Annotated in this window: 9 protein-coding genes, 2 pseudogenes and 1 other annotated feature; of the genes and pseudogenes, 6 read left to right on the top strand and 5 right to left on the bottom strand. The window is 60.5% G+C overall.

Annotated features, from left to right (window positions below):
* Positions 1 to 323 precede the first annotated feature (323 nt).
* On the top strand, positions 324 to 446 hold the full coding sequence (locus IQ24_RS20525) for a hypothetical protein (protein ID WP_277872904.1): 123 nt from the start codon (positions 324 to 326) through the stop codon (positions 444 to 446).
* A gap of 253 nt (positions 447 to 699) precedes the next feature.
* Here the strand turns inward: IQ24_RS20525 and IQ24_RS15220 are convergent, their stop codons facing one another.
* From IQ24_RS15220 to IQ24_RS15205, 3 genes are all read right to left on the bottom strand, one after another.
* Positions 700 to 2,400 (bottom strand): ABC transporter ATP-binding protein, encoded by a 1,701-nt coding sequence (locus tag IQ24_RS15220; protein WP_145399145.1) that lies wholly within the window; start codon positions 2,398 to 2,400, stop codon positions 700 to 702.
* A 392-nt stretch (positions 2,401 to 2,792) separates the two neighbouring features.
* On the bottom strand, positions 2,793 to 3,290 hold the full coding sequence (locus IQ24_RS15210) for a superoxide dismutase family protein (RefSeq protein WP_145399144.1): 498 nt from the start codon (positions 3,288 to 3,290) through the stop codon (positions 2,793 to 2,795).
* Between the two features lie 317 nt (positions 3,291 to 3,607).
* Positions 3,608 to 6,502, bottom strand: coding sequence for a Hint domain-containing protein (locus IQ24_RS15205; RefSeq protein ID WP_145399143.1), 2,895 nt, complete (start codon positions 6,500 to 6,502; stop codon positions 3,608 to 3,610).
* Between the two features lie 262 nt (positions 6,503 to 6,764).
* Here IQ24_RS15205 and IQ24_RS15200 point away from each other — a divergent pair.
* From IQ24_RS15200 to IQ24_RS15185, 4 genes and pseudogenes are all read left to right on the top strand, one after another.
* Positions 6,765 to 7,606: pseudogene (locus tag IQ24_RS15200) on the top strand (IS5 family transposase); the annotation flags it as partial.
* A 117-nt stretch (positions 7,607 to 7,723) separates the two neighbouring features.
* Entirely contained in the window at positions 7,724 to 8,350 is a 627-nt protein-coding gene (locus IQ24_RS15195; RefSeq protein ID WP_145399142.1) for a LysE family translocator, read from the top strand.
* A gap of 142 nt (positions 8,351 to 8,492) precedes the next feature.
* Positions 8,493 to 9,029, top strand: a complete 537-nt coding sequence (locus IQ24_RS15190) for a dihydrofolate reductase family protein (protein ID WP_145399141.1) — start codon at positions 8,493 to 8,495, stop codon at positions 9,027 to 9,029.
* Positions 9,026 to 9,580: a TetR/AcrR family transcriptional regulator gene (locus tag IQ24_RS15185; protein ID WP_158637537.1), complete on the top strand. Its 555-nt coding sequence runs from the start codon at positions 9,026 to 9,028 to the stop codon at positions 9,578 to 9,580. Before IQ24_RS15190 ends, IQ24_RS15185 begins: the two co-directional genes overlap by 4 nt.
* A gap of 110 nt (positions 9,581 to 9,690) precedes the next feature.
* On the opposite strand, the gene IQ24_RS15180 is transcribed toward IQ24_RS15185, so the two are convergent.
* Complete coding sequence (locus tag IQ24_RS15180; RefSeq protein WP_145399139.1) at positions 9,691 to 10,593, bottom strand: LysR family transcriptional regulator; 903 nt, start codon at positions 10,591 to 10,593, stop codon at positions 9,691 to 9,693.
* 196 nt (positions 10,594 to 10,789) lie between these two features.
* Between IQ24_RS15180 and IQ24_RS15175 the strand changes: the two genes are divergently transcribed.
* On the top strand, positions 10,790 to 11,299 hold the full coding sequence (locus tag IQ24_RS15175; RefSeq protein ID WP_338419479.1) for an MFS transporter: 510 nt from the start codon (positions 10,790 to 10,792) through the stop codon (positions 11,297 to 11,299).
* Positions 11,212 to 11,351 (bottom strand) — a sequence feature (AL1L pseudoknot). (Overlaps the previous gene by 88 nt.)
* Here IQ24_RS15175 and IQ24_RS15170 read toward each other — a convergent pair.
* A pseudogene (locus IQ24_RS15170) lies at positions 11,265 to 11,670 on the bottom strand (transposase); the annotation flags it as partial. (Overlaps the previous feature by 87 nt.) The gene IQ24_RS15175 and the pseudogene IQ24_RS15170 sit on opposite strands and share 35 nt — an antisense overlap.
* Between the last annotated feature and the right edge of the window lie 53 nt (positions 11,671 to 11,723).

The following is an 11,723-nucleotide window of genomic DNA, read 5'->3' as shown; positions in this document are numbered from 1 at the left end:
AATCTCACACCATTCGCGCCAAAGATGGTCGACGACCGCAAAAGCGGGCTTGAATTTCACAGCAAGATGACCTCAACAGATGGCGTGTTCGACCATGACGAGAGCGCGCGTCGTGAAATACACGAAGCTGAAGTCGGAAAGATCGCTTACCTGCGCGACAAGCTCAACAGCCTTTTGGAGAGTGGCGAAAAGACGTTCATTTACAAGTGCAACGTGGGTGTGTCTGACGCGCTTGTCGAGCGACTTGCTTCCGCGATTTCGTCGAGGGGAAAATCCCGTTTCCTTTATGTCTCTGCCGACCCGGAAAAGGCAGGACTGTCGAGGTGCGGAACGGCTCGTTTGCCGTGGGATATGTCACCCGCTTTGCCCCTTATACGGCCGGGAATGACATCGACTTCGACAGCTGGATCCAGATGCTGCAGAGCTATCAGACCGCCACGGCGTGACCCTTTGATCAGGCGTTGAGATATAGTGGCCTGCCGCTTTCGCAAGGCGCTGGCATTTCTGAACAGCCTCGCGCGGGAGCCCGGTAGATCCGAGCGAGGTTCGGGCTCTGGCGATGTCGCGCGGTGATGAGACAGCGCTGCCTGTTCGCACCTGTTGGGGCAGGGGGCCTCTGCCTATTGGAGCTGAACGCCCGCAGGCAGCAGAACTTTCGCTGAACTACGCGTTTGCCCCGCGCTGGATGAACCGGACCTCCTAGCTGGCAAGCTGCGCGTAGATTCCGCCGCGACCAAGCAGCTCCTCATGATTGCCGATTTCGGCAATGCTGCCCTGATTCAGCACAACGATGCGGTCGGCATTGCGGATCGTGCCAAGTCGATGGGCGATGATCAGCGTGGTGCGACCCACGGCAAGACGATCCAGCGAATCCTGAATTTCGCGCTCGGTGTGGCTGTCGAGCGCGCTGGTCGCCTCGTCCAGGATCAGGATCGGCGGGTTCTTGAGAAACGCCCTTGCGATGGCCACGCGCTGCTTTTGCCCCCCTGACAGCATCACGCCACGCTCTCCGACGATTGTGTCCAGCCCCTCGGGCAGGCTGTCTATCAGGGCTGTCAATTGCGCTTGCGCCGCAGCGCTGCGGATTTCACTATCGGTTGCGCCGAGCCGACCATAGGCGATATTTTCGCGCAGCGTCCCCCCGAACAGGAAGACGTCCTGCGAGACCAAGCCGATCTGCTTGCGCAGGCTGTTCAGCCGCATATGCGACAGCTCCATTCCGTCCACCGTGATGCGGCCGGAGGTCGGCTCATAAAAGCGCGGCAGCAGCGCCAACAATGTCGTCTTGCCCGCGCCCGACGGGCCGACAAAAGCGATTGTCTCACCGGCGCGGATCGTCAGATCGATGTCACGAATGATCGGGCGATCGGCATCATATTCAAAGCTTACGCCTTCAAAGCTGATATTGCCGCGCAGGGCAGGGGCCTCGACGGCATCGGGGGAATCCGCGATCTCTGGCTCGGTCGCGAGCAGTTCCTGATAGCGTCGAAATCCGGCGATACCGCGCGGATAGGTCTCAATCACCGCAGCGATCTTTTCAAGCGGCCGGTAAAACACGCCGACGAGCAGCAGGAACCCCACAAAGCCACCAGTTGTCAGCTTCCCGTTCAGGACAAAGCCCGCCCCGACAACCATCACGATGACCTGCACCAGCCGCAGACCCATGTATTGCAGCGCGTTCGAGGCCGCCATGACGCGATAGGCGTCAAGCTTGGCCTGACGGTAGCGGGCATTGTCTGCGGCAAATAGGTGGTTTTCATGTGCCTCGTTGCCGAAGGCCTGGACGACGCGGACGCCGCCAAGGGTCTCTTCCAGGCGGACGTTGAAATCGCCGACCCGGGAATAGATGTTGCGCCAGGTCCGAGTCATCCGGCCGCCATAGATGATGACCAGCGCGAGCATGGCCGGAACGATCAGCGCCACGATCACCGCAAGCTGCGGGTTGACCCAGAACATCAGCGCGAAGGCACCGAAAAACGTCATGATGGCGATGAAGGCGTCCTCGGGGCCATGATGGGCGACCTCGCCGATCTCTTCCAGATCTCGCGTCACGCGCGCGACGAGCTTGCCTGTGCGGGCGCGGTCGTACCAGCGCCAGGACAGCCGGGTCAGGTGATCGAACGCCTTCGCCCGCATGACGGTTTCGATGTTGATGCCCAGCTTGTGGCCCCAATAGATCACGATGACCAGCAGCCCTGAATTTACGGCGTAAAGGATCAGCAACCCGATGGCGGCGGCGACCGTCAGCGTCCAATCGCCCTGTGGCAGCAGATGATCGATGAAGGCCGTGATCGCCAGAGGAAACGCCAACTCAAGCAGGCCCGACAGAACGGCACATCCGAAATCAAGCCAGAACAACCCCATGAACGGGCGGTAATAGGAGAAAAACTGGCGTAGCATGGTCGTCCTTGTGGGTTCTGCGGTTCGACGGGGCTGGCGACGTGCCGTCCGTCATCGTGGGTCAGTCCTTGCATCGGCAGGCCATAGATCTGCTCAAGCGTCTCGGGGCGCATCAGATTGGCAGGGGTACACCCTGCATGGCCAGCCTGCCACCCCTGATTGCGGCGATATGATCGCAGAACCGGGCGGGCATATTGATATCGTGCAGTATGATTGCCGCCCTGCGCCCTGCTCGTGACACGTCCGATAGGCGAACAGGCCCAATAAGCGATTTGACCAGCGACGCGGGTGAGCAGGCGCTCCATGCCGCTATTCCTCTGGAAATCACATGAGGAAAACTGCTCGGAGCGCCGATTGTTCATGCTGGCCTGTGAAGCGGTGCCGGCAAGGCGCTACTCGATGACCGCGCAGGCCAGGCGGTCACCAGCCGCCCCCGAAGGTTGGCTGGAGTAGTCGTCGGCCTTGGCGTGGATCATCAAGGCGCGGGATGTAATGCTCTTGTCTCCCTCGGTCAGGGTCACCGACGGGTTGAATACCTCGAACCGGGCCATGCCGGTCGCATCGACGCGCTGATTGGGCATGTCACCGGCATGAGGACCAGTCTCGGACAGATAGCCGTGCTCGACCCCGGTCGGATTGAAATGACCGCCCGCCGAGTCATGTTTGGTCGCGGGATCGCAGCTGCCGGTTTCATGGATATGGAACGCCACCCAGCTGTCGGGCGGAAGCTCTCCGATCTCGGCCTTGATCAGCACGCCCGCTGCGGTTTGCGTCAGGCTGGCGCTGCCGATCTCGGCGCCGTCGGTGTTCACGAATTTGGCCGTGGCGTCTTGGGCCAGAGCTGCGATAGGGAAAAGCGCAGCGGTAAAAATCATCGAAAACTGCTTCATTTGAACCTCTTTAATGCATGTGGCGTAATCCGGGACCAACCGCGCAGGGCGCGGTTTGTTCCTGAATGCGCGGATCTTCGGCCCGCAATCGCCGGTGGTGGCCGCGCAGGAACCTTCGGCTCACCTTTCCAACTCGCCCTTGGTGACATCCCCGGATTCCTTCCTTCAAAAGAAGGACATCAAACGGGCTGGGGCTCCCCTCCCGCAGAAGGTCCGGTTCGCGACGCTACATATTAGGGGTAGGATGACCGCTGCTGAAGCAGCTCGCATGCAAGCATCCGCGCCGCCGTAGCTGAAAGCCCCGAGAATCTGCTGGTCTAACTGACCAGACACTTCCGGTTGATGCTATGCCGCTCGGCCAGTTTCCGGGCAGTGCGGCCCTGCACAACCAATCGGGCAGTCTGGCGCTCATCATTGCGCAGCTCCGGGAACAGCTCATGGATTTCGGCGACCGCAGAGGGGCCGATCGATTTCAGCGCTTGTTCGCCGGTATGCATCGACTCGCTTGCCGCACCATTGGCGAAGACGATCTGATGGGCGTCGAACAGGAAGTGGACATAGGTCACCCCGGTCAGATCCTCGGCCACCTCGATCCCGTCGATCTGCAGCAATTGCTTGGCCGCGATCAGCACCTCATCGCAGCCGAACATGCGGCGCGTGATTTTCGAGCGCACCAGCATCCGGTGTTGCGGCGACACGATCAGATCGCTGGAGGGCAGGCCGTCGCCAAGCGCGCCCGCGCGGATGCGGATGGGGCGCAGACGCGCCGCTTCGCTCAACGCGGCCTCATCCAGGCTGCGCTTGCCGATCCAGCGGATCGGCTGAAGGCCCGCGTCCTGGGTGCGCACCAGATCACCGACTTGCAGCTTACCGGCCGGAACCGGCCCGTTTTGCGTCTCGATCAGCGCGTCCGAGCCGAAGCAAACTACGCTGGTGTTGTCCCAGGTGAGGTTGTTACCTGCGGTTTGCGTTCCGTTTGTCTGAATCGTGAAGGTGAAGTTCTGACCGAACCCATGCCCGGTCGAGATGTCGTTCAGAACCCCGTCGCTTTGGTCGCCACGCAGCCAGCCAAGCGGAGTGGCATAGACCTTCTGCCCGTTCGCCTGCGCCCAAGCGTTATAGATCGCCAGATTCTGGGTGTTGTAATAGCCCGAGAGGTTGACGAAATCGTTGTTGGTCTGGGAGTTGTCGGAAATATTCTGACCAGCACCAGTGTTGAAGTCCAGGATGGTGTCGCCATTGCCCGCGATGAAGGTGTCAAAACCCTCACCGCCTGTCAGCATATCCGCCTGATTGTCATCCGCACCGGGGGCGCCGCCGCTGATCACGTCGTTGCCAGCCCCGCCGTCGATCGTATCGCGGCCAGTGCCGCCCTCGATATAGTCATTCCCGGCACCACCGAGGATGCTGTCATTCCCGGCGCCGCCCAGGATGCTGTCATTGCCCGCGTCACCATGCAGGGTATCGTTGCCGTCGCCGCCATGGATGGTGTCGTTGTCGGCACCGCCATAGATCAGATCCTGACCCGCGCCACCATAGATCAGGTCGTTGCCTTCGTCTCCGCGGATCGTGTCATCGCCACCGCTGACGGTGTCAGGCCCCAGATAACTGTCGCCATACAGGGTGTCGTCGCCGGTCCCGCCTTCGATGCTGTCATTGCCAATCCCGCCGCCGATCAGGTCATTGCCGCTACCGCCGTAAAGGAAGTCATTGCCAGAAAAACCATTGATCGTGTCGTTTCCGGCGTCGCCATACAGGCTGTCATCGCCACCATTGCCGACCATGCCGTCGTCGCCGTCGCCGCCGTACATCAGGTCGTTGGTGGTGTCATGGCCGATCATGCGGTCGTTGCCGGCGTCTCCGAAAAGCGTCGCACTTCCACCCGGCGCCACCTGAAGCTCGTCATCGCCGTCGCCGCCATAAGCCGCGCCCGAGCCTCCGGACAGGATGGTATCATTGCCGGCTTCGCCGTAGATGGTATCCCGGCCGCCCTCGTTGGTGATGTGGTCGCCGCCCGCCCCACCATGGACAAGGTCATCGCCCAAGCCGCTTTGGATGGTATCGGCCCCGTCGCCGCCATGAATGACGTCATTGCCCGCGTCACCAAACAGCGAGTCGTTGCCGGTCCCGCCATAGATCGTGTCGTTGCCCGCTCCACCACGGATCGTATCGTTGTCAGCGTCACCAAAGACCAGATCGTTCCCTGCACCGGCAATGATCGAGTCATTGCCCGCGCCGCCCTGGATCAGGTCGTTGCCACCACCCGGATCCGTGCCAAGCGTGTCATCGCCATACAGGACATCATTGCCGTCGCCGCCGAAAATCTGATCGTCATAGGCACCAATTTGGGTCCCGTTCGCCAGACCGCCGATGACCGTGTCATCGCCCGAGCCCCCGAAAAGATAGTCGCCACCGGTCTTGCCGTCGATGTAGTCGTTGCCTGCTCCGCCATCCAGATGGTTGGTATAGGTGTTGCCGTCAGGATCGGTGCCGTGCCCGTCATAACCGATCAGCGTATCGGCGAAGGCCGAACCAATCAGACCATCCATGCCCTGAAGGGTGTCCTGACCCATTCCGCCTGTCTGGGTGTTGGTCAGAGTTTGCGCCGCGCCGCCCGAAGGCAGGGTAATATTCACGCCCGAGGTCGCGCCGGAATAATCCGCAATATCCGCACCCGCGCCGCCCTGCAGCGAGTCGTTTCCTGTCCCGCCGGTCAGGCGGTCATTGCCGTTGCCGCCGCGCAGGGTGTCGTTGCCCGCCCCGCCGTTCAACACGTCTCTGTCGTCCCCCCCGCCAGGCAAGAAGTCAGAACTACCGAGAAGGGAATCGTTGCCGCCAAGCCCATCAAGGGTATTGGGAGTAGTGCCTCCAGTCATGATGTTGGAAAAGCTATTCCCCTGCTGCAACGTGGTCGGACCGTTGTAGATCGGCGAGGTTCCCACGGTCGCACTGGTGATGCTGGTCATGGAAACATCCGGCACGAAATACAGATTTCCAGCCGAATCAGTCTGATAGGTTCCGCCCAGAATCTGATTGGTGACTTGTGTCCCGTCGCTGAGGACGCCGGTCACCGACCAGGTGCCGGAACCAACGGTCGCGGTGTCTGTCCCTAGGGCGCGTACGGGCGTAAATGTCGTCTGAGTCAAGGCGATGGTATCGCCATTCCAGGCCGAAAGATCGCTTCCAAGCGAGACCAGGTAACCGACTGCCACGTGCACCGTCCGTTGATTTATGATTCGAGGAGGGGAATGCTTAAAGTTACATTTATCACGCGAAACACCGCTCGGTAAGATGATTTTTCTCGTAGTGCGTGTGCTCTTCCGTAGAGTTCAACTTGGCTTTCGCGGCGATTGGGGGCGACCGGCCGAGTACCTTGCAGGCCCGAAAGCGGAGGCATGGACGACCGAGATGAAGGTCAGGACCCATTGATATCTGCCTGGTTGCGCACCTCATGCTCCGTAAGAAGACCGATCGATGAGCAATCTTTTCGGGCAGGCCGACGCGCGGCTCGGGGCCCTCTTTCACCAAAGCCATGGTAAGCCGCGCGTCGGCGGCCGACGGGTTCTGAATGGGATAATTGACGTCAATCGCAATGGCTTGCGCTGGCGAGATGCGCCGAAGGAATATGGCCCGCACGCTTGAAGGGGACCGTGGCCCCGGAAAGGCTGTACAATCGTTGGAAACGCTGGAGGTGAGCGGCCGCGCGCCATCGGTTGGAGCGCAGCCGCGAACAAGGGCATCTTCGCCCGGATGATGACCGGTCTGGCCGCCGACCACGGCAAAGAGAAGACCGTGATGATCGAAGTGAGCAGGCGAACGCCATGCGTTCGAGTGAGCCTGCGCAAGTACCTGAAGGCACACCGCACCGCGACCAGCATGGGCGTTAAAAAGGGGGGCGTGGACGTCTGATTGGCCGTACCAAAAGCAGCATGAACACCAAACTGCATGCCATCTGCGACAGCCAGGGCCGGCCACTCAATTTGTTCGTCACTGCGGGTTAGGTCAGCGATGACATCGGGGCACGGGCGTTGCTGAGCAGCCTGCCGAATGCTGACTGGCTCCTCGGGGACCGCGGCTATGACGCCGGCGGGTTCAGGGAAGCATTGAAAGACAAAGGGATACGCGCGTGTATTCTCGGTCGGAAACAGCGGAAAAAACCGATCAGATACGACAAGCGCCGCTACGAACGCCGCAATCGGATCGAGATCATGTTCGGCAGGCTGAAAGATTGGCGGCGTGTGGCAACCCGATACGACAGATGCCCGAAGGTCTTCCTCTCAGCCATCGCACTCGCCGCACTCGTCATCTACTGGCTATGGGTCCTGAGGCTAGGCCTCGCAAATCCTGGCCATGATGACTGCTATGCGGGACACAGCGACGTGGACAAATCGAAGAAATTTTAGGAATGATCGTCAAAAGCTGACGGAAACGCGATGCCCCTGGAAACCCTTCTTCTGTTTGTGCCCGCATGTTTTGCCCTGAACATGGCGTTCGGGCCGAACAACCTGCTCTCAATAACAATCGGCGCGCGCAATGGTCTGCCGACCGCCTTGTTCGCTGCGGTGGGTCGCCTCGTCGCGTTCACCATGATGATCGTCGTTACAGCGCTTGGCATGGGCGCATTGCTGATGGCTTCCGAAATCGCATTTACAGTCGTGAAGTTTCTGGGCGCAGCCTATCTGGTCTGGCTTGGCATCAAGATCCTGCGCTCCGAGGCGAAACTGCCTGCGGAAGATCCGGAATTTGGCAGGTCTGGGGTGCGTGGGTTTATCCGACAGGAATTTCTGGTCGCCATTGGAAACCCGAAAGCGATCCTGATCTTCACGGCCTTCTTTCCGCAATTTGTGGATGCGACGAATTACTGGGGCAGCTTTATGATCCTCGGGGTCATTTTCCTCGTTCTGGAAATGCTGGCCATCGCCCTCTACGCCTATGCCGGAACCCGGCTTTCAGGGCTGATCCGGAATGCGGGTGGCCTGCGCTGGATCAACCGTGTCAGCGGCAGCACCATGATTGCATTCGGCGCGCTTCTCGCAGCAGCAAGGCGACCGACCGCTTAGGGCTCTTCGTATCGATCTCGCTACGGTCACACCGACCTCCTGCGCAGCAGAACCAGCTTCGGCAGGTATGCGGGACAAAGTCGCCGTTGATCTGCAGGCACTCCCATGAAAGTATACGGCGTATATTTTTTAGGAGAATGCTGTGACTACAGCGCATGTCTTTATCGCAGCCAGCCTTGATGGCTTCATTGCAACGCGCGATGGGGACGTAAGCTGGCTGACACCAAACGGTGCCGAAAATGAAGACCACGGCTACAACAGCTTCTATGACAGCGTTGACGGTATCATCATGGGGCGCGGCACATGGGAGGTCGTCTCGCGCTTTGACCCATGGCCATTCGACAAGCCGGTCATCGTGCTGTCCGGATCGCTGACGCAAGCGCATGTTCCCGCCGCGCAGCAAAAGGCTGTGCGCATCTGGAACGCGTCACTTCCCGAGACCATGAGCAGGGTCTCGGCTGAGGGCTGGTCGAGAGCCTATATTGACGGTGGCAAGCTCATCCAATCCGCATTGGCCGAAGGGTTGGTCCAGGACATGATCCTGACAAGGATACCGGTTTTGCTGGGCTCTGGCCTGCCGCTTTTCGGCAGTCTTCCAAAAGCATTGCCCTTGAAGCACTTGCGCAGCGAAAGCTTCCCCTCGGGGCTCGTGCAATCCCACTATCAGATTGCGCCGTGAGTGACGCGGACGAGGCAAAGGCCAGCCGACTTAACAAAAGGAAGATCATTGAGGCGGCACGCGACCTCATCGAGACGCAGGGGGCGCAGAGCTTCAGCATGCGCAGCCTCTCAAAGGCCTTAGGGGTAAGCCCGATGGCGCTCTATCGTCACACGGGGGATCGCGCGAACCTGTTGGGTCTGGTGCTGGATATGGTCTTGATCGAACGCGACAATAGAGCGAGCATCGGCCTGCAGGGTCGCTCTTTTGCTGATCTCGCGTATTTCTACGGGGATTTGGTGACGCATAACCCACAGGTCTTCATGGCGTTTCTCAGCGAACCCGATGCCAAGAGTGATGAGGCGGTGAAGCTGTCGCAGCAGATGCTGGAAGCATTGCTCAGGGCCGGACGCAGTGCAGACGATGCCGTGCTGATGAGGGATATCGTCGTTGACCATGCCCATGGATACCTTCTCGCAGGTGTTGCGCAAAAGGACCCGGCGGTGCTCCGCGAGCTTCGCGCAGGTTATGCAGCCGCGAGCCAACTGCTGATTGATAGGCTGACGGCCTGAGCAGAAATGTCGGCGACGGGCTCAGTGCGTTGATCTCGTGCACAGCCTGACATCGATGCAGCACGAAGCTGACGCCTAGGCCTATGTAAAGTGAAGGTGTGTGATAATCTTCACCCCCACGGCCTCTCACCTGACCATTCCGCGCAGAGCATTTCGACGAACCGACGCACCTTGGGCGAGACATGGCGGCGGGTCGGATAGACTGCACAGATAGGTGGCTGTTCTGCGGCGAACTGCTCAAGAACAGGTATGAGGCGACCATGCCGGATGTCCTCGCCGACCAGAAACGCGCCAAGCTGTACGAGGCCGAAGCCTGCCAGCGCCGCATCGCGTATCGCCTCGGAGTTGCTCAAGCGCAGGGTGCCGCGCACCTCGACGTCACGCGGGGTCGCGCCGATACGCACTCGCCACGGCACCCCGCAATTGACCTGAGTAAACACGACCTTGTCGTGGTGCTGAAGATCTTCGAGCGTTCGGGGAACGCCCTTCCGCTCGAGATATTCAGGGGCGGCGCAGATGACGAAGCGGTGCGGCGCAAGAACCCGGCGGATCAGGCCACTTTCTGTCGGGCCGCCAATGCGGATCGCGATGTCGATCCCCTCGCAGACCAGATCGCGATAGTCGTCCGAGAAGGTGACGTCAGCCTCCAGATCGGGCCATTGTGCCAGAAAGCGGCGCACCACCGGCATGACATGGATGCGACCAAACGCCACCGGCAGATCGATGCGCAGCCGCCCTTTCGGTTCGTACCGGCGCTCGTCCAGCATCGCTTCGGCATCCTCGACCTCGTCCAGAATGCGCAGGGCGTGGTCGTAGAAGAGCCGCCCCTCCTCGGTCAGGCTCACGCTGCGGGTGGTGCGATGGACAAGTCGCGTGTTCAGCCCCTCTTCGAGCCGGGTGATACATTTCCCGACGGCAGAGCGTGTCATGCCCAACCCGTCGGCAGCCTTCGTGAAGCTTGCCGTGTCGGCCACGCGAACGAAGGCCAGCACATCGCCAAAGTGATCCAGCATTGGGTCCAATCCGTTCCATATGATGCCCGATATTGACTGTTTAACTCCAATATTGCCCGAGTAAATAGCCTGTCTGACCCAAGACAAAGGACAGCCCGTGACCTCCATCTCCGTGACCATCCCCGCGACCGACCGCAGGGCATTCGTCCCCGTACTTACAATCGCCGCATCCACCTTTGCGGTCGTCACGACCGAGATGCTGCCGGTCGGATTGATGGCCGCAATCGCCAGTGAGCTGGGCACCTCGGTGGGAACGGCGGGCCTGATGATCTCGCTTCCCGCGATCCTTGCGGCTTTCTTTGCGCCCGTCGTCATCATCCTTGCGGGGAACATCGACCGCAGGCGCATTCTGGCGGGGCTGTTGGGACTGTTGGTCCTTGCGAATCTCGCCTCGGCGCTTGCCCCCTCCATCGGATTGCTTCTTGCCGCTCGGGTGACCGTCGGGCTTTGCATCGGCGGCATCTGGGCCATTGCAGGCAGCCTTGCACCACGGCTGGTCCCCGAGCAATCCATCGGCCCTGCCACGGCGCTCATCTTTGGTGGGGTCGCGGCGGCGTCGGTTCTGGGCGTGCCGGTGGGCACGATGATGGGAGATTTCCTCGGCTGGCGCACGGCTTTCGGGGCGATGGCAGGGTTCAGTGCCGCCGCGCTGGCGCTGAATCTATGGGCGCTTCGACCCCATGCATTCCCCGGTGCGCGTCGATGAACGACACCATCACTTCGACCGGCGGTCGAGCTCCGCCAGCGCAAAATATGCGCTCGCCTTGCGCAGGATCTCCCTCGCCATGGTCTCTCGGACCAGTGGCGTTCCCATGGCTCGACTTGGCGCAGTTCCCGGTTCTCACATTCCAGGGCCTTCATGCGATCCGACATCTCACTCGAAACTCCCGGCCGCTTGCCGCTATCGACCTCGGCCTTCTTGACCCAATCGTTCAGGGTCTGGGGCGCATCGCCAATCTTCGCCGCGATCGACATGGCTGCCTGCCAGCGCGATCCATGCTGACCCTCATTGTCGAGGACCAAGCGCACCGCACGTTCGCGCACTTCGGGGGAAAGCTTGTTCGTTGTCTTGCTCATGATGCTCCATCCTACTCAGGAGTTGAAGCCTCCGGTAAACCCGGCGCGGTTCA

Source organism: Paracoccus sulfuroxidans (assembly GCF_007830335.1).
In the GTDB taxonomy this organism is placed as follows: Bacteria; Pseudomonadota; Alphaproteobacteria; order Rhodobacterales; family Rhodobacteraceae; genus Paracoccus; species Paracoccus sulfuroxidans.
This window is presented reverse-complemented; position numbering and strand designations above follow the sequence as displayed.

What these genes read in the sequence shown, in the direction of transcription:
- IQ24_RS15220 (WP_145399145.1), bottom strand. Translation starts at nt 2,400, where the DNA reads ATGCTACGCCAGTTTTTCTCCTATTACCGCCCGTTCATGGGGTTGTTC.
- IQ24_RS15210 (WP_145399144.1), bottom strand. Translation starts at nt 3,290, where the DNA reads ATGAAGCAGTTTTCGATGATTTTTACCGCTGCGCTTTTCCCTATCGCA.
- IQ24_RS15195 (WP_145399142.1), top strand. Translation starts at nt 7,724, where the DNA reads ATGCCCCTGGAAACCCTTCTTCTGTTTGTGCCCGCATGTTTTGCCCTG.
- IQ24_RS15180 (WP_145399139.1), bottom strand. Translation starts at nt 10,593, where the DNA reads ATGCTGGATCACTTTGGCGATGTGCTGGCCTTCGTTCGCGTGGCCGAC.
- IQ24_RS15175 (WP_338419479.1), top strand. Translation starts at nt 10,790, where the DNA reads ATGCTGCCGGTCGGATTGATGGCCGCAATCGCCAGTGAGCTGGGCACC.